Here is a 21,582-nt window from a genome sequence, read left to right as displayed (position 1 = left end):
CTCAGCCCTCCCGGCTCGCGTCGTAGCTGACGAGGAGCCGGTCGAGGCAGTGCTCGAGCGTGTAGCCGTCGAGGATGCGGCGGCGGGCGCTGGCCCCGAGCCGGGCGCGCAGGCCGGCGTCATCGGCCAGGGTGCGCAGCGCGGCCGTCAGCGCCGTCGGGTCGTCCGCGGGCACCAGCAGCCCGTCGACACCGTCGCGCACGACCTCGGGAACGCCGCCGACGGCGGTGCTGAGGACGGGGAGGCCGCTGGCCATCGCCTCCAGGAGCGCGATCGGGCAGTTCTCGGCTGCGGAGGTGAGCACGAAGACGTCCGCGTCGGCGAGGCAGGTCGCGGGTTCGGCCACCCACCCGGTCAGCTCGACCCGGTCGGCGAGGTCGGGACGGGCGCAGCGGTCCGCGACCTCGTCGCGCAGCGGCCCGTCTCCGACCACGCGCAACCGCACCTGCGGGACCTCGGCCACGGCGTCGAGCAGCAGACCGACGCGCTTGACGGGAGCGAGCACGCCGACCCAGACCGCCCGCGGCGGGACCCCGTCGGGACGGGCGCGGGCGTACCGCTCGGCGACGACGCCGTTGGGCACGACGTCCACCACGCCGGGCGGGAGACCGACCTGCTCGACGGCGTAGCGCGCCACGGCACGGCTGGGCACCACCACCCGGCAGCGGCCCCACCGGCTGACCAGACGCTCACCGGTCAGGTAGAGCGCGCGGTCGCGGCGCCGCCGGACCCCCGCACGCGCGTTGCCCGCCACCAGGTCCGAGAGCCCGTCGGCGACCCCGTGCAGCGTGTAGACCACGCCGACGCCGGAGCGCCGCGACCGCAGCGCCGGGGCGAGGCCACGGCCCAGCCAGCCGGCCCGGCGGTCCTGCAGGTGCACGACGTCGGGCCGCAGGGCGAGCAGCCGCCGACCGGCCCGGGCTGCTCCGCGGACGTCGCGCTTGGAGGCGACCTCGAGCTCGTGCCAGGTCACCCCGGCCTCGCGGGCCGTCTCGGTGCGGGGCGTCCAGGGACCCAGGACGTGGCTGTCGAGACCACGGCCGGCCAGGCCCACGGCGACGTCGACCGCGTGGTCGACCGGGCCGCCTGCGTCCTGGGTGAGGACCTGCACCACCCGCTGCCCGCCGCTCACCGTCGGCCCGCCCGGTCCACGGCCACCAGGGCGCCACCGGTCGACCGACTCCGCGCGCCGACACCCACTGCGAGGGCGGCGAGCAGCCAGAACGGCAGGTAGTACTGCTCGGACACGAAGGTGGCGGCGAGCGTCGTGCCGACCAGGGCGGCGCAGACGGCGGCCGCGACCGGGTCGCCCCGGCGCCGCCAGGCCCCCCAGGCCTCGACGAAGGCGAGCACGAGGACGGCGACGAACGCGGTCAGGCCGGCGAGCCCCAGCTCGCTGGCCGCCTCGAGCCAGGTGTTGTGGGCGACGTCGAGCGGGTGGTTGACGTCGTCGGGCAGGGCGGTGCTGTAGTCCTGGTGGTGCAGGGCGAACGCGCCGGGGCCCAGCCCGAGCAGCGGGTGCTCGACGGTCATCCGCCCGGCGGCCGCCCACAGGTCCAGGCGCTCGGAGACGTTCTGGTCAGCGACCACGCCCTTCTGGTGCAGGCTGACCGACACCAGGCCGGGCAGGGCGACCACGACGACGAGGACCGCGACGCTCGCGGCAGCGCACAGCCCGGCGAGCACGCGGGCGCGCACCATCCCGGACAGCAGGACGAGCAGCAGCATGCCGGCCAGACCGACCAGGGCACCGCGCGACAGCGTGCCGACGATCGCGACGACCACGACCAGGGCCCCGGCGTCCCAGAACCGCCTCCCCCGTCCCTCGCCGCGCACCGCGGGTGCGAGCGCGACGGCCGGCAGGAGGAAGAACGCGAGGTCGTTGGGGTCGCCGATCGGTCCGCCGACGCGCCGGTCCTGCGCCAGCGCGAAGGTCGCGAGCCCGCACAGCGACGCCGCGACACACGCCACGACGTACCACCGAGCGACCTGCCGAGGCGAGAGTCGGTCGCGCAGGACGTCGGAGAGCACCAGGAAGACCCCGAGGAAGCCGGCGTAGCGCAGCGCGACGGCCAACCCCGCGTCGCCGTTGTTGTGGACGACGGCGGCCGCGGCGAGCACGCCGGCGAACGCCAGGGCGGCCAGGCGCACCCGGCTGCCGCCGGCCACCTGGCGACGCGTCGAGCACCGCCAGACCACCCAGGAGACCACCAGGACGGCGGCGAGCAGCTTGCTGATCCGCGGGTCGACCGCCATCAGGTAGTCGTCGAAGAGCGCGGCGCCCACGACCGCCATCGCCGCCCACTCCAGGTGCAGCAGCAGCCCGGCGGTCACGGCGGCGGCGACCATGGCGAGGGCCAGGGGGCCGGGCACCACCCCCGCCGCGAGCCCGAGGACGACTCCCGCACCCACCGGCAGGACCGCGCTCCAGGCCCGCCCCGGCCCGGACCGCGACCGGTCCGGGGGACGCGGGAGGGCGGACCGCGTGAGCAACGACTCGTGACCGGTCACCACGACGGCCCCCTCCGGCGACGCCACGTGTCCAGCGGCCGCAGCAGCGTGTACGCCCCGTCGAGGACGAGCCGCAGGTCGGCGGCCTCGGTCGGCGCGAACGACCGTCGCAGCGACAGGCGGGGGATCCGCACCGTGTTCAGGCCGCGGTCGACCGTCACGCCGATCCGGTAGCCGGCGTCGGCCGCCGCCGCCCGCACCACCGGCGACCAGCCACCGGTGGGGTAGGCGATCTGGTCGACCGGGCGACCGAGCAGCTCCTCCATCGCCGTGCGCGACTCGACCAGCTCACGCTTGAGCTCGTCGGGGTCCAGCCGAGGCAGCCACGGGTGGGTCACGGTGTGGGAGCCGAGGTCGAGACCCTCCCCGGCAGCGGCGAGCAGCTCGTCCGCGGACGCCAGGCGGTGGCGGTCGTGCTCCGGCTCCGCGCGGTCCCACGCGAACCGGCCGGCGCCGGACAGGTAGCCGGTGACCACGAACAGCGTGGCGGTCAGGCCGCGCTCACGCAGGATCGGCCAGGCGGTCTCGACGACGCTGGCGTAGCCGTCGTCGAAGGTGAGGCTCACCGCTCGCTCCGGCAGCACGCCCTCGTCGAGCGCGGCGACCGCTGCCCCGAGCGGGAGGACCGTGGCGCCCCAGTCCTCGAGCACGTCGAGGTTGCGCCGGAAGTCGTCGACCCCCGTGGAGAGCCCGTCGCTGCTCGCGCCGTCGACCCGGTGCCAGCCGATGACGGTCAGCCCCGGCTCCCGGCTGAGCCGGCGCGCGGTCGTCGCCACCGGCCGTGCCATCGACCCGAGCGCCCGCACCGGCCCCCTCACGGTGCCCTCCGCACCAGCCGCGCGGCGTCGCGCAGCCGCTCGCGGTCGACGACCCAGACCGTGGCCAGGTAGGCCACCAGGCCGGCGGTGCCCGCGACGACGAGTCCGACGAGCGACGGCGGTTCGGGCTCGAGCACCGGGCGCAGCACCAGCACCGTCACGGTCATCGCCAGCGTCGCGACGGCGGCCGCGCGCAAGGACCCCGCGAGACGGCGCAGCGAGAAGCCGGGGACGTGGAGGCGGGCCACCGTGAGCGCGAGCAGCGACACCGCCGTCGCGGCGAGCACCTGGCCGACCGCCACCGCGGTGATGCCGTGGTGGACCGCGACCAGCAGCGTGACCACGAGCAGCAGCAGGTGACACAGCCGCAGCAGCATGGACAGGGTGGGCCGGCCCGCGGCGTTGAGCGCCGTCTGCACGAGCTGTCCGACGCTGAGCAGCACGGCGTACGCCGCCAGCCAGGCCACGACGGGAACGCCTGGCGACCACTTGTCCCCGAGCAGCACCAGGTCGTCGGCGAACAGTCCGATCCCCAGGCAGATGGGTGCGACCAGGGTCAGGGTCGCCCCCATCACGGTGACGGCCGCGCGGCCCAGGTCGGTGCCGCGCTGGCGGCACAGGTAGGGGAACGCGGCCCCTGCGGTCACGACGACGATCATCAGGTAGGGCATGAAGGCGAGCCGGAACGCCAGCGAGTACTGGCCGAGCGCCTCCGCACCGAGGACCCAGGAGACGATCAGGTAGTCGACGTTGAGCTGGACCAGCTCGAGCAGGTTCGCGCCGGCGTACGGCCCGCCGTAGGAGAGCAGGCCGCGGGCGTCGTCGAGGTTCCAGCCGGGAGCGACCGGCGGGTGCACGACCCAGGCCAGCAGCATGGTCAGCACGGCCTGGACGACCTGACCGACCACGAGCGCCATGACGCCGTGCCCGCCGAGGGCGAGCGCGACCGCGACCACGGCGCCGACGACCGAGGACACCGTGTCGGGGATGATCCGGCGGGCGAAGGCCAGGCGCCGGCGCAGCAGCTCGTTGGTGACGGCCGCGACCGCGAGGCACGGCAGCGTGACGGTGAGGCCGCGGATGACGGTCGCGCCACCGTCCTCGGCGTTGAGCATCGCGGCCAGCGCCGGCGCCGCGATCCACAGGGCCGCAGTGAGCAGCCCACCGGTCAGGACACCGATGGTGACGGCGGTCCGCGCGGCACGGTGGACGTCGCCGCGCCAGTAGACCAGGGCGCTGGCCGTGCCGAGGCTGCTGACGATCGCCGACACGTTGGCCACCAGGGTGCCCAGCGCGACCAGGCCCAGTGCGGACGGCGCGAGCATCGCGGCCAGCGTCAGCAGCACCACGGTCTGCGAGGCCTTGACGACCACGCCGTTGGTGGCCAGCCACAGCGCGCCGCGCGCGGTCCGCCCGGCCTCGGGGTCGATGCCGGCGAGCGGGTCCGGCTCGGGGTCGACCGGGCCGCCCGCGAGCACGCGGGACACGGCGTCCAGGTGCCGGTCGAGCTCGGCGTGCCCGAGGTCGTGCAGCGAGCGGTTGCGCAGGTAGAGCACCACCGCGGCGAGCGCGAGGGCCACGCGGTCGCCACGGTCGTGCTCGCCCCACGCGCGGCCGGCGACCGTCACGGCCGCGAGCGGTGCCGGGTCGACGGCGAGGTCCATCAGCGCGGCGCTGACCGGACGGTCGGAGCCCTCGACGGCCCGCATCGCCCGCAGGAGCACCAGGTCCAGGCCCTGCGGGGCGTCGTCGGAGGCGTTGTCCCAGTCGATGACGGTCGCCCGCGGGCCGTCGACCAGGACGTTCCCGGGCCAGAGGTCGCCGTGGCACCAGGTGGTCGGGACCGCCCGGTCGAGCACCGCCAGCTCGGCGGCCCAGCGCGCCCGGACGTCCGCGGGGAGCACGTGGGCGCCCCCGACCCAGCCGTCGGCCCAGCCCGGGGCGGTCTGGCCGACCACCTGCCCCGAGAGCACCTCGGCCAGCTGCTCGGCCGCCTCCCACCTCCGCGCCGCCGGGACCCACGGCCAGGCACCTCGGCGGCGGCCCGGCACCCAACGGGACACGAGCCAGGGTCGTCCGGCGGTGCGCCCCTCGGCGACGACGACCGGCAGGTACGGCGCGGCGGCCGGGACGTCTGCGAGGACGCGCGAGGAGACGTCGACCAGCCGGTCCACGTCGGTGACCGACAGGCGCACGGCGAGGTCGCCGTCATCGTGACGGACCCGCAGCACCACGTGCCCGCCGGTGACCAGGCCGACCAGGCGGCCGCGTCCTCCGGTCGCCGCGTCCACGTCCTGCAGCACGCCGTCGACCAGCGACGCACCGGGCCCGTCGACCCGCAGGTGCGGCACCGCGGCACCCCGGCCGATCCGCAGCCCCAGGCTGCGGCGCAGCCAGGGGACCGGCCCGGCGGGCACCTCGACCGGCCAGCCGCGGCGCCACAGCAGCTCGGGGTGCTCCAGGGTCGGGTAGATCCGGTAGGGACCCTCCGGCCCGATCCGGGCCAGGACGCCGTCGGGAGCGACCAGCCGGGCCGCGGTGCCGACGTCACGGGTGCGGGTGTCGGCGATCACCAGCGCCGCGGAGCCGGCGGGGACCGGCGGCCGCTCACCGTCCCAGCGGACCACGCGCGACCCCGTCGGCCAGGCGACCTCGTCCCGCTGGGAGGGCTGCTCGCTGAGCACGAGCGCGTCCGGGTAGACGGTGAGCAGGTGGCGCGCCAGGTCGTCACCCACCATCAGCACCACGGTCCCCGACGGCTCCGGGGGGAGCAGCGCCGTGAAGGCGGCGAGGCGGTCGCCGACGGTCCAGTGCGGCTCCTCGAGGACCTCGACCAGGTCACCGGTGTGCGAGGCAGTGCGCTCGGCCGTCACGACGCCCCGCCGTTTGTCGCACCCGATCCCGGGTATGCATTTGAGTGGACGGATGTACCGACGCGACCGCAGGGGGACCGGTGGCACGAAAGATCTCCGTCGCCGTGGCGACGCTCGTCGTGACGCTGCTCGGCAGCAGCTGCTCGACGATCCACGACCAGCTCCAGGGCACGCAGGTGCCGGCCGACCGGGCGCCGGCGAGCTCGCGCGCCCCCGGACCGATCCTGGAGACGACCAGCTGGGGGCTGGTCGACGGGATGCTCTCGGTGGTGGTGCGCAACACCACCCACCGGACCCTGCGCTTCGCCGATGCGGTGGTGACCGCCCGGACGGCAGACGACCAGCTCGTCGCCAGCTCCTTGGAGTACGACGAGCGCGCCTGCTGCGAGGTGCACCAGCTCGACCCCGGCCAGCAGTACGGGCTCTACGTCGACGTCGGCCCCAACGGCAGCCGGATCGCGCAGGTCGACGTGGCCTACCGCAACGTCACCTGGGGCCGGACCACGACCGGCGAGCAGCTGGCCGTGACGGCACGTCCGGTCGGGCTGCACGCCGGCGAGCGCGGGACCGTGGTCCTCGCCGACCTCACCAGCCGCGGACCGGAGGCCCGGGTCGTCGCCCAGGCCTTCCTCACCGATCGCGCCGGTGACCTGGTCGCGGTCGTCTCGGGGCGCTGGATCTGCCTGCGACCGGGTCGGCAGCAGCTGCGCATGCAGCTGTTCCACCCGGTGCCCGCGGGCACCCAGGTGCACCGGGTGCTGGTGCACCCGGTGGGCGGAGACCCGGAGCATCCGGCACCGCGGTGCGGCTCGGCGCCGGCCGCCTGACCCCCCCGGGTCGTCGGCCTCGGAGAACACCGCGGCCTCAGCCCTGACCGTTGCGGAACAGCCATCCCAGCGGGCGGGCGTCGTCCGTGCCGTCGCCCGTGCCGTCGAGGGGGGCGTCGAGGGGGGCGTTCCCGTCACGCGGCGCCGGCGGCGCGGCGCCGGGGTGCTCCCCCGCGGCGACCTCCTGCGGTCCGGCCGGGACGTGAACGACGCCATCGGCCGCGCCTGTCCCCGCCTCGCCGGCCGCCGCCTCGCCGGCCGCCGCCTCGCCGGCCGCCGCCTCGCCGGTGTCGCCGGCGCGGAGCCCGTCGAGCGTGCCGAGCACGTCGACGAGCGTGGCGCCGGCACCGGTCAGGGTCGGGGCGAGCACACGGAGCGCGTCGCGCACGTCGGCGAGGACCGCCTCGACGCGCGCCCACTCGGCCGCCAGCTCCGCTCGCGCCTCGGCGGCGACCTCCTCGCGCATCCGGGCCCGCTCCGCATCGGCATCGGTGTGCAGGCGGTCGGACTCCGCGCGGGCCCGACCCACCATCTCGTCGGCGTGGTGCTGGGCGTCCCGGAGCAGCAGCTCGGCCTGCTCACGCGCCTCCGCGACGAGCTCGCCGGCCATCGACTCCGCCTCGGCCACCATCGACTCGGCGTCGGCGGCGGCGAGCTGCCTGAGCTGGCTGGCCTCGGTGACCAGCGCCTCTGCCTGCTGGCGCACACCGAGAGCCGCTCGCAGCTCATGGGCTCGCTCCAGGCTGGTCGACCGCCCCGGCTCGAGCGCCTCCGGGCTGCGCGACCCGTTGCGCGCGACCACGGACTTGCCGGCGGACGCCTTGGCGCGCCCCTTCGCGGAGTTCCCCGCGGGTCGACGAGTCGACCCGTTGTCGTTCGACATGACCGTTCATCCCCCTGTGTCACCTGTCGACACCCACCACCCCGGTCCCCGTGTTCCCGTCCGGAGGGCGCTCTGCCAAGGACCGTGCCCGGTCCGAGGTCTTCCAAAACCGTCCGTCTCAACGGCGGACCCGGCCGAGCGTCACGCCCGGCCTATCCTGCGCAGGTGCCCGTGCCGAGAGTTCTGGAGCGGGTCGATCTCGGGCGGTGGGCCACCGGCTGGGACGACCTGGTGCTGCGACAACCCGTCCCCTCGCCGTTCCAGCGCACCTGGTGGCTCGACGCCGTCGGTGACCATGACGTGCCGACCACCTGGCTCCTGGTCACCGACGGCGAGCAGCTGCTCGGTGGCCTCGCGGTCGGCGTGCGACGCCGCGGCCCGACCCAGCGGTTCGGGGCACCGGGACCGACGGTGCTGTGCCCCGACCACCTCGACGTCCTCGTGGAGCCCGGCCGCGAGCACGCCGTGGCGGCTGCCCTGGCCGACTGGTTCGGCGGTTCCGGCCAGCGGCTGCTCGACCTGCGCGGCGCCGTGGCCGACTCGCTGCTGGCGAGGGCACTCGGTGCCCGGCACGAGCCGCACGACGAGGCGCCGTACGACGTGGTGGAGGCCGGCGGCGACTGGCTGGCCACGCGATCGTCGTCGTTCCGGCGAAACGTCCGTCGTGGTCGCAACCGGCTCGAGGCCGCCGGGTTCACGCACCGGCGGCTCGGGCCCGACGACGTCCGCACCGGTCTGGCCGAGCTGCGGCGCCTCCACGAGGACCGACCGGGGCGCGAGGCGCTCCTGGCCGAGCTGCCCCGGCTGACCGCCGCCGTCGCGGCGGGCGCGGCGCGCGACGAGGCCCGCGTCGACCTGCTGGCCGGACCGGGAGGCGCGGTCGCCGCCACCGTCTCGTTCGTCGTGGCCGGTCGCATCTGCCTCTACCAGGTCGCCCGCTCGACCGCCCGCGAGCACGGCAGCGCCGGCACCGTGCTGCTCGCCGACGTGGTCCAGGACGCCGTGGCCGGCGGCTGTCACGAGGTCGACCTCCTGCGTGGGGCCGAGGACTACAAGGGGTCCTTCGCCGACCGCTCCAGGCCGCTGGAGCGGGTGCGGGTCGCGCACGGAGCGTGGGCGTCCGCGCAGCTGGCGGGTGAGGACGCGGCCCGGTGGCTCCGGGCCCGGGCGAGGGACGGCGTCAGTGCGACGCGGAGGTCTCCGGACGGACGCGACGCTTGACGCCGCCGTAGACCCGCATGAACGCCACCTTCCCGCGGTCGCGCCAGGGCGAGTCGCCGTAGGTCACGGGCCGCAGACCGAGTCGGTGCAGCTTCTCGTTGAACGCCTGCACCATCGACTCGTCGGCGTTGGAGCGGTCGAAGAAGGTCACGGTGAGCGAGAGCGACGTGGTGTCGCCGTTGCGCAGCCAGTGCGGCGTGTAGGGCGGGATGTAGGCGCCCTGGCCGGGGCCGATCGCCATCTCCTCGGTCTGCTCCGGCATCGTGTCCAGCCGCCCGAAGGAGCCGTTCCAGTAGCGGTGCACCTCCCGCTCGCGGTCCTCCTGGTCCGCGAACCTGCCGAAGCCCAGGGTCCGGTTGCCCTGCAGCTGCAGCAGGAAGCTGTGCTCGATGTCGAAGTGGGCAGCGGTCACCGATCCCGGCGAGCTGGCGAAGACGAAGCCCATCCGGCGCTTCATCGTGCGGCCGTCGACGCCCGCCCCGCGGGCGATGCCGTCGAGGACCTGGTCGACCAGGCCGGCGTACGCCGGAGCGCGCTCGATGTTGAGGAGCGTGAACCAGGAGTTGTTGGCGGCCAGGCCGAGGATCTGGTCCGAGACGCTCTCCACCTGCAGGGCCGACCCCTGCCCGGCGTCCTCGGAGACCAGCGGCTTGGCTGCCCGTTCCGCCGAGATGGCGTCGGGTCCGAGCTCGTCGCCGAGGCGCGCGATCGCCGGCAGGGTGAGGCGGCCGTCGCCGACGAGGCCGTGCCGGAACGGCGTCGGCGTGCGGTTGGCCAGCCGGTCCGCGAACGAACGGTCCAGGTCCGGCCAGGGTGTGGTGGTCATCGTCTCCCCCGGGTCGTCGTGCGTCTGGAATTTCTCCAGCCACAGGTCCCGTGAAACCTCCGCGTCCGCCCTGCGGTCAGTCCTGGACCGCCTTGGCGACCGTCACGCACCGGGTCAGGTACTCCCCTGTCGGCGTGGTCCGACGCGCCGACGGCGGGTCCTGGAGTCGCCACAGGGCGTTGCACAGCATCCGGACCACGACCCAGTCACGCGCCCGGCCCTCGTCGAGACCGGCAACGTCGACCAGGGTGTGGAAGCGCAGCCGGATGCCGTCGCGGACCCCGCGGGGCGCGGACGCGAGCCCGTCCCAGCGGTTCCACAGCATCGGCGCGACCTCGTAGTGCGGGTCGCCGCTCAGCGGCTTGGGGTCGATGGCGAGCCAGGGCTCCCGGTCACCGGCGAGCACGTTCTCGTAGTGCAGGTCGGTGTGGACCAGCGTCCCGTCGGTCCGGCCGTCGCCGGCCAGGTCGCGGCCGAGCGCGACGGCCTGCTCGACCAGGCGTCGGGGCACCGGGGCGTCACGCGGCAGCGCGGCCAGCTCGGCGGACCACCGCTGCACGCAGGACGAGAGCGTCACCAGCTGGGGTGGGGCCGGGACGTGCAGCCGGCTGTAGAGCTCACCGACCCGCTCACACGCCTCGACGTCCCAGACCTCGCTGAGGTCCTCGCTGTGCAGCCGCTCGAGCAGGAGCGCGAGGCGCCGCGGGTCCGCTCGGAGGAGCTGCACCGCCCCCCGGCCGTGCCAGTGCTGCAGGGCGAGGTGCTCGAGCTCGGCCTCCCAGTGCGGCCAGCTCACCTTGAGCACCGCGGGCCGGCCCGCCGCCGTCCGCACCGGCACGACGAGCGCCGCGTAGCCGTGCATCGCCGGACCGTCCTCGACCAGCTCCCACTCCTCCAGCAGGCCGGCCGTCAGCGCCGGCAGCCGGTCGAGCCACTCGGCCCACGCCGGCCCGCGCGCGGCGTACCCCAGGAACGACGCGGGGACGACGACGGGCACCTCACCGACTGTGCCAGAGGCACGGTCGGTGGGTGCTCGTCATCGCCAGCGGTCCGGGATCAGGGCAGCTGGACGTACCCGTGCTCCATCTTCCAGAGGAAGTACTTCTCGAAGCCCAGCTTCATCAGGTGCGCCTGCGGTCCCGGGATCAGCACGCCGTGCTTGCGCGGGGGCAGCATCTTGTCGGCCAGGATGATGACGCCGTTGTTGCCGGCATCCATCACGCAGACCGCCTTGATGTCCTCGAACTTCTTCTGCGCGCTCGGGACCTCACCCTTGATCTGCGCGGCGATGTTCGTGGCGGCGACGTGCGCCATCTGCTCGGTCGGGAAGCCCGTCTTCGGGATGCCGACCGGGGTCGGCGTCGTCCACGGGACGTCGACGGCCGCGGCCACGCCGACCGCGTAGATGTCGTCGTACTTGTCGGTCTGGTAGGTGTCGCGGACCTTCAGGTAGCCCTTCTCGTCCGCCAGGTCGGGGTGCTCGGTCAGGAACTCCTGGCCGAGGAACGGCGGAACAACCATCGCGTAGGAGAACGGCAGCTGGGTGCCGTCGGCCAGCTGCATCGCACCGTCGTCGATGTGGTCGAGGCCGACCGACACGTGCGCCTCGATGCCCTCCTTCTTGAGGAACATGCCGAGGAGCTTCTCGCCGTTGGGCAGGCCGCCGATGCCGAAGTGGCCGAGGAACGGCTCCGCGGTCACGTAGTGGAGCTTGACCCGGTCCTTCAGGCCGGCCTTCTTCAGCTGGTAGGACGTGTTGAAGAGGAACTCGTAGGCCGCTCCGAAGCAGCCCGCGCCCTGGGTGGCGGCGATGACGATGTCGCCCGGACTGTCGAGGTAGCGCTTCCATCCCGCCCCGGCGCGCTCGGCTTGCTCCAGGGTGGTGATGGTGAAGGCGTTCTCCTCGAAGCCCGGGACGACATCGGTCTTGTTCCGGTAGCCGGTGGCGACCACCAGGTAGTCGTAGTCGAGCGTGCGGCCGTCGGCGAGGCTCACCTGGTGCCCCGCGGGATCGATCCCGGCGGCGGCGGCGTGCTCGAAGGAGATGCCGTGCGACTCGAGCGTCGGCGCGACCGGGAAGGTGATGTCGGCACGGTCCCGCTTGCCGAACGGCAGCCAGATCAGGCTCGGGTTGAACAGGAAGTGGTCACTCGGCGAGACGACCGTGACGTCGACGTCGCCGTGCAGCTCGTGCTTCACCGCCAACGCGGCCGTCAACCCACCGAAGTTCGCTCCCAGTACCACCACGTGCTTGCGCATCGCGCACCTCCAGATCCCGTTTCACTTGCCTGTCCCTGTATACCCCCAGGGGTATACAGGAAGACAGGGACGAAGGTCCCGAGACGAGCCGGCTCAGGGGCCCCGGTCGGCTGCCCGCCGGCCGAACGAGCCCTCGACGCCACCCGAGGCCGCGGGCGGGGACGTCATACGAGCCGGTCGCGCCGGCAGCCACGTCGTATGACGTCCGGCGCCGCGGACGGGAACGTCATGCGAGTCGGTCGTCCCGGCAGCCACGTCGTATGACGTCCGGCGCGGTGGGTTGGGGAGGTCATACGGGCCGGTCGCGCCGGCAGCCACCCCGCATGACGTCCCGGGGACGGGACCGGGCAGTGGTCGACGACGCCGGAGCGACCTACTTCTTGCCGCTCTTCTCCGCGGGTTGCGTGGTGGAGAGCGCGGCGACGAAGGCCTCCTGGGGGACCTCGACGCGGCCGACCATCTTCATCCGCTTCTTGCCCTCCTTCTGCTTCTCCAGCAGCTTGCGCTTGCGGGTGATGTCACCGCCGTAGCACTTGGCGAGCACGTCCTTGCGGATCGCCCGGATGTTCTCCCGGGCGATCACGCGAGCACCGATCGCGGCCTGGATGGGCACCTCGAACTGCTGGCGCGGGATGAGCTCCTTGAGCTTGCCGGCCATCATCACGCCGTAGGAGTACGCGGCGTCGCGGTGCACGATCGCCGAGAAGGCGTCCACCGGCTCGCCCTGCAGCAGGATGTCGACCTTGACCAGGTCGGCGGTCTGCTCGCCCGAGCGCTCGTAGTCGAGCGAGGCGTAGCCCTTGGTGCGCGACTTCAGCTGGTCGAAGAAGTCGAAGACGATCTCGCCCATCGGCAGCGTGTAGCGCATCTCGACCCGGTCCTCGGACAGGTAGTCCATCCCCAGCAGCGTGCCGCGCTTGGCCTGGCACAGCTCCATGATCGTGCCGATGTAGTCGGACGGGCTGAGGATGGTGGCACGCACCACCGGCTCGCGGACCTCGGCGATCTTGCCCTCGGGGAACTCGCTGGGGTTGGTCACCTCGTGCTCGGTGCCGTCCTCCATGACGACCTGGTAGACGACGTTGGGCGCCGTCGAGATCAGGTCGAGGCCGAACTCGCGCTCGAGACGGTCACGGGTGATCTCCATGTGCAGCAGGCCGAGGAAGCCGCACCGGAACCCGAAGCCGAGCGCACCGGAGGTCTCCGGCTCGTAGCTCAGCGCGGCGTCGTTCAGCTCGAGCTTCTCCAGGGCCTCCCGCAGGTCGCCGAACCGGTCGCCGTCGATCGGGTAGAGACCGGCGTAGACCATCGGGTTGGGGTGCTTGTAGCCGCCGAGCGCCTCGCCGGCGCCGTGGTGCTGGGTGGTGACCGTGTCGCCGACGCGGGACTGGCGGACGTCCTTCACGCCGGTGATGAGGTAACCCACCTCCCCCACCCCGAGCTCACCGGCCTTGACCTGCTCGGGGCTGATCACGCCGAGCTCCAGGAGCTCGTGGGTGGCACCGGTCGACATCATCTTGATCCGGTCGCGGTGCGTGAGGCTGCCATCGACGACCCGGACGTAGGTGACGACGCCCCGGTAGGTGTCGTAGACCGAGTCGAAGATCAGCGCCCGGGCGGGCCGGTCGGCGGCGCCGCCCGGCGGCGGGGTCTGCTTGACGATCTCGTTGAGGAGGGCGGGTACGCCGAGGCCGGTCTTGGCGCTGACCCGCAGCACCTCCTCGGGGTCGCAGCCGACCAGGCCGGCGAGCTCTGCGGCGTACTTGTCGGGGTTGGCGCCCGGCAGGTCGATCTTGTTGAGCACCGGGATGATGTGCAGGTCCGCACCCATCGCCAGGTAGAGGTTGGCCAGGGTCTGCGCCTCGATGCCCTGGGCCGCGTCCACCAGGAGGATCGCCGCCTCGCACGCCTCGAGGGACCGGGACACCTCGTAGGTGAAGTCGACGTGACCCGGGGTGTCGATCATGTTGAGCACGTAGGTGCCCGGCTCGGTGCCCTGCTCGTTGTCGTCCTCCACCGTCCAGGGCATCCGGACGGCCTGGCTCTTGATGGTGATGCCGCGCTCGCGCTCGATGTCCATCCGGTCGAGGTACTGGGCGCGCGCGCTGCGCTCGTCGACCACGCCGGTCAGCTGCAGCATCCGGTCGGCCAGGGTGGACTTGCCGTGGTCGATGTGCGCGATGATGCAGAAGTTGCGGATGATCGCCGGGTCGGTGTGGCCGGGCAGCGGTGCAGTCATGATGGGCTCATTGTTCCATCGCGGCCCACGAAACCCGCACTCGCGGCGCAGGCCGTTCCGTGGCTCCCCTCGGCGGTTCAGCCCGTGCTGCCCGTGGTGGCGATCCCCCCATGATCTACCGCTGGGCGATCTGCCGCGGGGCTGCGAGATCGTCGCACCGCGCCCTCGGACGTCGTCGTGCCGCTGCCGAGCCCTCGCGATGCGGCACAGGAGGAGGTGGTCGGCGAGGATGGCCCGGTGACCGAGGTCCGCCTGCCGACGACGATCCCGCACGGCCGCACGGCGCGGCGGCTGGAGTGGGCCCACCTGCCCCCCTGGCTCCGGGCGCTGGTCGAGGAGCGCTGCGGCTCGCCGGTGGTCTCCGCGGCCTCGCAGGGGGCGGGCTTCACCCCCGGGTTCGCGTCCGTGCTCACCTGCGCCGACGGCAGCCGGCACTTCGTGAAGGCGGCGTCGCAGAAGGCGCAGCGGATGTTCGCCGAGTCCTACCGCGAGGAGGCGCGCAAGCTCGCGGCGCTGCCACCGGACACCCCCGCACCGCGGCTGCTGTGGACCCACGACGCGGACGACTGGATGGTGCTGGCCACCGAGCACGTCGCCTCCCGGCCACCGGCCCGGCCGTGGCGCGAGGAGGACCTCGCCCGCTGCGTCGCGATGATGGCAGACCTGGCGTCCCTGCTGACACCTCCCCCGGATGGCCTGGGGCTCGACGAGTTCGCCGTCGAGTACGCCGACTGGCCCGGGTTCTGGGACCGGCTGGCGACCGCTCCGCCGGCGGTCCCGGGCTTCGCGGAGCACGTGGGCGAGGCCACCCGCCTCGCGGCCGCGTTCGGGCCGGCCGCGGCCGGGTCCACCCTGGTGCACACCGATGTCCGGGACGACAACCTGCTGCTGGCCGACGACGGCCGGGTGCTGCTGTGCGACTGGAACTGGCCCGTCGTGGGTGCCGCGTGGCTGGACACGGTGCTGCTGATGATCGGTCCGCGCGGCGACGGCCTGGACGTCGACGCCCTGCTCGCCTCCTCCCCGCTGACCCGCGACGTCCCGGCCCAGGACATCGACTCGGTGCTGGCGCTGGTCACGGGCTACTTCCTCTTCTCGGCCGCCCAGCCGATCCCTCCGACCTCACCCCACATGCGCGCGGCGCAGCGCTGGCAGGGCGAGGTGTGCTGGGACTGGCTCGGCGAGCGCCGCGGCTGGCGCTGAGCGGCGCTTCGGCGACCCGGTGCCCGATTGGGCCGTTCCGCGCTCCGCTGCTAGCCTTGTTCGTCGCGTGTCCCGGCTGTCCACACGCCGATCCGCACCACCGACCTCATCCCCATCCCACCGACGACGAAGGCGCATGCAGTGGCGAACATCAAGTCCCAGATCAAGCGGAACAAGCAGAACGAGAAGCGCCACGAGCGCAACAAGGCCGTCAAGTCCGGCCTGAAGACCGCGGTCCGCAAGTTCCGCGAGGCCGCCGACGCCGGCGACAAGGAGACCGCGGTCACCCTGGGCCGCGAGGCGTCGAAGAAGCTCGACAAGGCCGCCTCCAAGGGCGTCATCCACAAGAACCAGGCCGCGAACCGCAAGGCCGCCATCGCGAAGAAGGCCGCCGCCCTCTGATCCACGGACCCGGCGGGAGCCGGGTGCGCGGGAGGTGAGGTCCCTGTCGACCCGTCAGACGATGTCTGGCGGGTCGATCTGCATTTCCTCGGACCTGCCCGTCGCCGACCGCCCGGGGCCGGGTCGGGGTGCCGTCACCCGTGCCGTCACCCGTGCCGTCACCGGGGCCGTCACCGGGGGGCCCGCAGGTCGGTCACGGTGAGCACCAGGCGCTCCAGCGTGTACGACGCGTCGCCGGCCGCGCCCTTGACGTCGGCGTCGGCCTGGGCGATCGCCCTGATCGCGCGAGCGATCCCGCCGTCGGTCCAGCCCCGGGACTGGTCGCGGATGGTGCGCAGCTTCCACGGCGGCACCCCCACCTCCCGGGCCAGGTCGGCCTCGCGCATGCCGCGCGGCGCGGCGAGGTAACGGGCGACGCCGCGCGCCCCGCCGGCGAACGCCGAGGTCACCAGGACCGGCGCCGTCCCTCCGTCCAGCGCCCAGCGCAGCTCCTCGAGCGCGACCGTGCGTCGTCCCCAGAAGGCCGCGTCGGCGACCGCGAAGGACTTGGCCTCGGCACGCCCGCCGAAGTACTGCTTGACCCGCTCGGCGGTGATCGGCTCGCCCGGGAAGTCACCGGCCAGCTGGTCGGCGGCCGCCGCCAGTGAACGGAGGTCCTGGCCGACCGCCTGCACGAGGGCGTCCGCAGCGTCGGGGTCGACTCGGGAGCCGTGGGACCGCACCTCGGCCGCGACGAAGCCCGGGAACTCCGAGGGGCGCAGCTCGCCGGACTTGGCCTCGGTGACCGACGCCAGCTTCCGCAGCTTGGTCAGGGTGCCGCTGCCGCGCGGACCGCCGCCGTGCACCAGCACCAGCGCGACGTCCTCGGCCGGCGAGGACGCGTAGTCGACGAGGCCGGCGACCGACTCCTCGGGCAGGTTCTCCAGCCCCCGGACCACGACGCAGCGGATGCTCGAGAACAGCGACGGGGCCGACAGCTCGCCGAGCGTCGCGAGCGTGAGGTCGGCGGCCGAGGTCTCCGACAGCTCCGCCTCGTGGTCGTGGTGGCGGACGGCGGCCCGGACGGCCGCGACGGTGCGCTCGTTGAGGAACTCCTCCTTGCCGGTCACCAGCGTGACGTGGCCGAGGACGTCGGACGCGCGGGGGTGGGTGGGGCCAGCCATGGTGGGCCCAGGCTAGGGCATCGCACCCCCACCACCACGGGTCGCCACCGCGAGGCCGTCGCCGTCCATGACGACGGCGATGCTGCCGTCCCGGTCGGTGCGCCGCACGTCCGTCCCGGCGTCGCTCAGGGGCTCCAGCGTGGAGGCTGCTGGGTGGCCGTAGTCGTTGTCGGCGCCCACCGAGACGACCGCGATCCGCGACCCCAGCGAGAGCAGCCACGGCTCGTCCTGGTAGCGGCTGCCGTGGTGTGGCACCTTGAGCACGTCGACGGTGAGACCGGGCAGGGCGGCGGCCAGCGCGGCCTGCCCCTCCGGCTCCACGTCACCGGTGAGCAGCATCCGCACGCCGCGCACCTGCGCCAGCAGGACCACGCTGGCCTCGTTGGCGGTGCTGCCGTCTCCCGGGCCCACCGTGGGCGAGTCCGGCGCCGGCCAGAGGGTCTGGAGGGTGACGTCACCGACCTGCCGGGTCACCCCGAAGGGCGACGGGCCCGGGGTGAGCCCGGCGCCCGCGGCGGCGGCCGCGACCCCGGCGACCCCGGCCGGCGGGTCGAGGAGGCGGGTGGTGTCGAGCTCTCCCACGTGGCGACCGTCGAGCACCCCGCTCACGCCGTCGACGTGGTCGGCGTGGAAGTGGGTCAGCACCAGCAGCGGCACCTCGGTCACCCCGAGGTCGTCCAGGCAGCGGTCCACGGCCCGCGGGTCCGGCCCGGCATCGACCACCACGGCACTGTGCGGGCCCGCTCGCAGCGCCAGGGCGTCGCCCTGCCCCACGTCGCACGCGACCAGGACCCAGCCGGTGGGCGGCCACCCGGGGCTCGGGACCCGGACCAGCACCGTGGCTAGGAGGAGAGCGGTGCACGCCAGGCCGGTCCCCGGTCGGCGCAGGAGCAGGGGCCCGACGACGACGACCGCCGCGACCAGGACGGTGAGGCCGGCCAACGCCGGCGCGCCGGTCCCCCACCCCACCGCGGCGGTCGGCAGGTCCGCCGCTCGGGTGGCCACCAGGACCAGCCAGGCGACGCACCAGCCGGCCAGCGTGCCGAGGACGCGACCGGCCGCGCCCCACACCAGCCCGACCAGCCCGCCGGCGAGTCCCAGCACGGTGGCCGGACCCACCACGGGTGCGGCCAGCAGGTTGGCCACGACCGCGACCAGGCTCACCTGGCCCGACAGGCCCGCGACGACCGGCGTGCACGCCAGCTGGGCCGCGGCCGGCACCGCCACGGCCTCGGCGACCGAGCGGGGCAGCCACCGCGCCAGTGCGTCCCGCCAGGCCGGGGCGAGCAGGACGATCCCGGCCGTGGCCAGGACCGACAGCGCGAAGCCGGGTGACACGGCGAGGCCGGGCTGCACCAGCAGCAGCGCCAGCACGGCCACGCCGAGCGCCCGAGAGCCCCGGCGCCGGCCCGCGGTGCCCATCGCGAAGAGCCCCACCGTTCCCATGACCGCGGCCCGCAGCACGCTCGGCTCGGTGCGGGCGAGCAGGACGAAGCCCACGATCCCGACCGCACCCACGACATGGAGCCAGCGCCCCCGGACGCCGGCCCACCGGGCGAGCAGGAGCAGGAACCCGACCACCAGGGTGAGGTTCGTGCCCGACACCGCCAGCAGGTGCGTGAGCCCGGTCGTCCGGAAGTCGGCTGCCAGTCCCTGGTCGACCCCGGCGTCGTCACCGTCGACCAGCGCCGGCACGAGCGCGCGCTCGGCGGCCGGCCGGTGCGCGACCGAGGCGCGGATCGACTCCCGGACCGCTGCCGCGCCGTCCCACCAGACGTCCGGCTCGCCCGTCACGACCGGCGGCCCGCGTGCTCCCAGGACGGCGGCGAGGTCCGCGCCCTGGGCCGGCGACAGCCGGCCGCCGACCTCGACCGTGCTGCCCAGGGCGACGTCCGCCCAGTCGTCGTCACCGAGCACGAGCACGGGCGCCCGCAGCGCATAGGTCACGCCCCGCCCGGTGACCCCGGTGACGGCCAGCCGGGTGACGAGGACGTCGCCGTAGGGGCCGGTCGTCCGCCGTGGGTCGCTGGTGACCGTGCCGGTGACCCGCACCGCCGCCCCGTCACGGGCGAGCGCGGCGACCGGGCTGGTCGCGACCTGCTCGGCCCGGAGGGCGGCCACGCTGCTCGTCCCCGCCAGCGCCAGCACGACGGCCGTCGCGGTGCCGACGGACCGGCCGCCGCGCCGCGACCAGGCCGCGACCAGCCCCCCGATGGCCACCCCGAGCGCGACCGCCCACCAGCCCAGCCCGGTCGCGGCCAGGGCCCCTGCCCATCCGGCCGCCCCGAGGAGCACCATGCGCAGGTCGGTCTCCGCGCGGGGCCGGTCGCCGGACCGGTCACCGACGGCCTCGACCATTCTCGTCACACCGTCACGAACGGCGCGAGCTGGCTCAGGGTCGCGTCACCGATCCCGTCCACCTCGAGCAGCTCGTCGACCGAGGTGAAGCCGCCGTGCTCGTCGCGCCACGCCATGATGGCCTGGGCGGTCACCGGGCCGACCTCCGGCAGCTCCTCCAGCTGGCTCTGGGTGGCGGTGTTGAGGTTGACCAGCGGACCGCCGGTCGAGCCGGCGGACGGAACGGCTGCGGCGGCCACGCCCGGTGCCTGCGGCACGCCGACCAGCACCTGCTCACCGTCGACCAGCGGCCGGGCCAGGTTGAGGGAGGACAGGTCGACCCCGGGTCGGGCGCCGCCGGCGGCCTCGAGGGCGTCGACCACGCGGGCGCCGGCATCGAGGACGGCGATGCCAGGATGCCGGACCTTCCCCGCGACGTCCACGGTCACGCTGGCCGTGCCGCTGGCGGTCCCGCCGACCGCTGCGGGGCTCGCGCCGGTGACGGCGACCGGACTCGGGTCCGCGGGGAGGGTGGTGAGCGCCGCCGGCGCCGGTGCGACGGGAGGGGACTCCACGCGCTCGGGGCTGCCGCGCAGCACCCACCAGCAGGTGACGACGAGGCCGGTCGCCACCAGCACCGCCACGACGGCCAGCTGTCCTGGACCGACCCCGACCCGGCCGCGCAGCGACTCGGGCACCAGCGACGCGAGGGACGGCCGGCGACGGGCGGCGTGCCGACCCGGCACCGGGACGGCCACCGCACCGGCGCCGGTCCCGGGGCCTGGCACCGGGACCGGCGCAGGCCCGCGCGCCGCCCGGACCCGCGTGTGCTCCCCGGTCCAGGGGTCGGGACCTGCCCACGGTGCGTGGACGTCGTGGACGTCGTGGACGTCGTGGACGTCGCGGTCGTCGCGGACGTCGTGGACGTCGTGGTCGTCGCCGGGCCCGGCGTCGCCGCGCTGCGCCGCCAGCTCGGCGCTGAGCAGCGCGAGCCGGCGGGCGACGGCGTCCTGGTGCTCGGAGGTCGGTCGACGGGCCATGCGACGACGCTAGGCACCACGGGGGACCCGACCGACCGCACGGCGGCCGTCCTGGGGAGAACGGGTCTGCGCCGCGAGCCTGTGGACGGAGAGCGGGCCGGGCCGCCGGGGTGATGCTCAGGCGCGAGGGCTGACGCAGACCGCGATCATCCCGGGCCCGACGTGCGCGCCAAGCACCGCTCCGAGCTCACCGCACCACACCTCACGGTCCTCGAGGTTGGCCTCGAGGCGCCGGCGTAGGGCGTCGGCGAGCAGCTCGGCCCGCTCCGGGTTCGCCAGGTGCGCCACCCCGAGGTCCACCGGCAGGTCACCGGCGGCCTGGACGGCGAGCTCCTCGAGGCGCGCGAGGGCTCGCGCGGAGGTGCGCACGCGCTCGAGGGACGCCACTCGACCGTCCTCGATCTGCAGCAGCGGCTTGACCGCGAGGGCGCCACCGAGCAGCGCGGCGGCGGCGCCGATCCGCCCGCCGCGCCGCAGGTACTCCAGGGTGTCGACGTAGAACAGCGAGGAGGTCGCCTCTCCGCGGGCCCGGGCCGCGGCCGCGGCGTCGTCGACCGTCCCCCCGGCCGCGACGACGTCCGCACCGGCGAGCGTCGCGAACCCGGTGCCGACGCCGACCTGCCGGGAGTCGACGGTCACCACCCGGACGGATGCGTCGCGGGCGGCCAGCTGCGCCGACTCGAAGGTGCCGCTCATCTCCCCCGACAGGTGGACCGAGAGGATCTCGGTGGCTCCGTCCGCCGCCGCCTTCTCGTAGACCTCGAGCAGGGCGGCAGGGCTCGGCCGGGAGGTGCTCACCGGCTTCCACTCGCGCAGCGCCGCCGCCACCATCTCGGGGGTGGCGCCGTCCGCGCCCTCGTCGTACACGGTGGCGCCGAGCACGACCTGCAGCGGGACGACCACGATGCCGCGCTCGGCCGCCACCTCCGCGGGGAGGCTGGCGGTCGAGTCCGTGACGATCGCGACCGGCATGCCGGAGA

17 protein-coding genes are annotated in these 21,582 nt (G+C 74.5%); 4 read left to right on the top strand and 13 right to left on the bottom strand.

What is annotated here, in order from left to right:
- Window position 1: 1 nt before the first annotated feature.
- Genes ACILRH_RS09660 through ACILRH_RS09645 form a run of 4 tightly spaced genes read right to left on the bottom strand, consistent with a single transcriptional unit; the run spans window position 2 to window position 6,202 of the window.
- Window positions 2-1,132, bottom strand: a complete 1,131-nt coding sequence (locus ACILRH_RS09660) for a glycosyltransferase family 4 protein (RefSeq protein ID WP_395692773.1) — start codon at window positions 1,130-1,132, stop codon at window positions 2-4.
- Window positions 1,129-2,514 carry an O-antigen ligase family protein gene (locus ACILRH_RS09655; RefSeq protein ID WP_395692771.1) on the bottom strand — a complete coding sequence of 462 codons (1,386 nt, stop codon included), beginning with the start codon at window positions 2,512-2,514 and terminating at the stop codon, window positions 1,129-1,131. The genes ACILRH_RS09660 and ACILRH_RS09655 overlap by 4 nt, the downstream gene beginning before the upstream one ends.
- Window positions 2,508-3,329, bottom strand: coding sequence for a polysaccharide deacetylase family protein (locus ACILRH_RS09650; protein WP_395692769.1), 822 nt, complete (start codon window positions 3,327-3,329; stop codon window positions 2,508-2,510). Before ACILRH_RS09650 ends, ACILRH_RS09655 begins: the two co-directional genes overlap by 7 nt.
- The gene (locus ACILRH_RS09645) at window positions 3,326-6,202 is read right to left on the bottom strand and encodes an oligosaccharide flippase family protein (RefSeq protein ID WP_395692768.1); all 2,877 of its coding nucleotides are present in this window, start codon (window positions 6,200-6,202) and stop codon (window positions 3,326-3,328) included. The genes ACILRH_RS09650 and ACILRH_RS09645 overlap by 4 nt, the downstream gene beginning before the upstream one ends.
- Before the next feature lie 80 nt (window positions 6,203-6,282).
- Between ACILRH_RS09645 and ACILRH_RS09640 the strand changes: the two genes are divergently transcribed.
- Window positions 6,283-7,029, top strand: a complete 747-nt coding sequence (locus ACILRH_RS09640; RefSeq protein WP_395692767.1) for a hypothetical protein — start codon at window positions 6,283-6,285, stop codon at window positions 7,027-7,029.
- Window positions 7,030-7,066: 37 nt separating this feature from the next.
- Here ACILRH_RS09640 and ACILRH_RS09635 read toward each other — a convergent pair whose 3' ends face one another.
- Window positions 7,067-7,912 carry a hypothetical protein gene (locus tag ACILRH_RS09635; RefSeq protein WP_395692766.1) on the bottom strand — a complete coding sequence of 282 codons (846 nt, stop codon included), beginning with the start codon at window positions 7,910-7,912 and terminating at the stop codon, window positions 7,067-7,069.
- Between the two features lie 165 nt (window positions 7,913-8,077).
- On the opposite strand from ACILRH_RS09635, the gene ACILRH_RS09630 reads away from it, so the two are divergent.
- Window positions 8,078-9,133 (top strand): GNAT family N-acetyltransferase, encoded by a 1,056-nt coding sequence (locus ACILRH_RS09630; protein ID WP_395692764.1) that lies wholly within the window; start codon window positions 8,078-8,080, stop codon window positions 9,131-9,133.
- Here ACILRH_RS09630 and ACILRH_RS09625 read toward each other — a convergent pair.
- From ACILRH_RS09625 to lepA, 4 genes are all read right to left on the bottom strand, one after another.
- Window positions 9,093-9,959, bottom strand: a complete 867-nt coding sequence (locus tag ACILRH_RS09625) for a JmjC domain-containing protein (protein WP_395692762.1) — start codon at window positions 9,957-9,959, stop codon at window positions 9,093-9,095. The two genes, ACILRH_RS09630 and ACILRH_RS09625, sit on opposite strands and share 41 nt — an antisense overlap.
- A 76-nt stretch (window positions 9,960-10,035) precedes the next feature.
- Window positions 10,036-10,956, bottom strand: coding sequence for an aminoglycoside phosphotransferase family protein (locus tag ACILRH_RS09620; protein ID WP_395692760.1), 921 nt, complete (start codon window positions 10,954-10,956; stop codon window positions 10,036-10,038).
- 59 nt (window positions 10,957-11,015) lie between these two features.
- Window positions 11,016-12,218, bottom strand: a complete 1,203-nt coding sequence (locus tag ACILRH_RS09615) for an NAD(P)/FAD-dependent oxidoreductase (protein ID WP_395692758.1) — start codon at window positions 12,216-12,218, stop codon at window positions 11,016-11,018.
- A 373-nt stretch (window positions 12,219-12,591) separates the two neighbouring features.
- The gene (gene lepA / locus ACILRH_RS09610; protein WP_395692756.1) at window positions 12,592-14,457 is read right to left on the bottom strand and encodes a translation elongation factor 4; all 1,866 of its coding nucleotides are present in this window, start codon (window positions 14,455-14,457) and stop codon (window positions 12,592-12,594) included.
- A gap of 237 nt (window positions 14,458-14,694) precedes the next feature.
- On the opposite strand from lepA, the gene ACILRH_RS09605 reads away from it, so the two are divergent.
- Both ACILRH_RS09605 and rpsT read left to right on the top strand, forming a co-directional pair.
- Complete coding sequence (locus tag ACILRH_RS09605; protein WP_395692754.1) at window positions 14,695-15,660, top strand: phosphotransferase family protein; 966 nt, start codon at window positions 14,695-14,697, stop codon at window positions 15,658-15,660.
- A 141-nt stretch (window positions 15,661-15,801) separates the two neighbouring features.
- Window positions 15,802-16,062: a 30S ribosomal protein S20 gene (rpsT, locus tag ACILRH_RS09600; RefSeq protein ID WP_395692752.1), complete on the top strand. Its 261-nt coding sequence runs from the start codon at window positions 15,802-15,804 to the stop codon at window positions 16,060-16,062.
- A gap of 170 nt (window positions 16,063-16,232) precedes the next feature.
- On the opposite strand, the gene holA is transcribed toward rpsT, so the two are convergent.
- The 4 genes from holA to ACILRH_RS09580 all read right to left on the bottom strand — a co-directional run bounded on the left by holA (window position 16,233) and on the right by ACILRH_RS09580 (window position 21,574).
- Window positions 16,233-17,225, bottom strand: coding sequence for a DNA polymerase III subunit delta (holA, locus tag ACILRH_RS09595; protein ID WP_395692750.1), 993 nt, complete (start codon window positions 17,223-17,225; stop codon window positions 16,233-16,235).
- A gap of 12 nt (window positions 17,226-17,237) precedes the next feature.
- Entirely contained in the window at window positions 17,238-19,583 is a 2,346-nt protein-coding gene (locus ACILRH_RS09590; protein ID WP_395692748.1) for a ComEC/Rec2 family competence protein, read from the bottom strand.
- Window positions 19,584-19,588: 5 nt separating this feature from the next.
- Window positions 19,589-20,602: a helix-hairpin-helix domain-containing protein gene (locus tag ACILRH_RS09585; RefSeq protein ID WP_395692747.1), complete on the bottom strand. Its 1,014-nt coding sequence runs from the start codon at window positions 20,600-20,602 to the stop codon at window positions 19,589-19,591.
- Between the two features lie 117 nt (window positions 20,603-20,719).
- The gene (locus tag ACILRH_RS09580; protein WP_395692745.1) at window positions 20,720-21,574 is read right to left on the bottom strand and encodes a DegV family protein; all 855 of its coding nucleotides are present in this window, start codon (window positions 21,572-21,574) and stop codon (window positions 20,720-20,722) included.
- Window positions 21,575-21,582: the final 8 nt, after the last annotated feature.

Source organism: Nocardioides sp. (assembly GCF_044226765.1).
Taxonomy (GTDB): Bacteria; Actinomycetota; Actinomycetes; order Propionibacteriales; family Nocardioidaceae; genus Nocardioides.
Note: the sequence above shows the minus strand (reverse complement) of the source record. Positions and strands in the feature narration are given on the sequence as shown.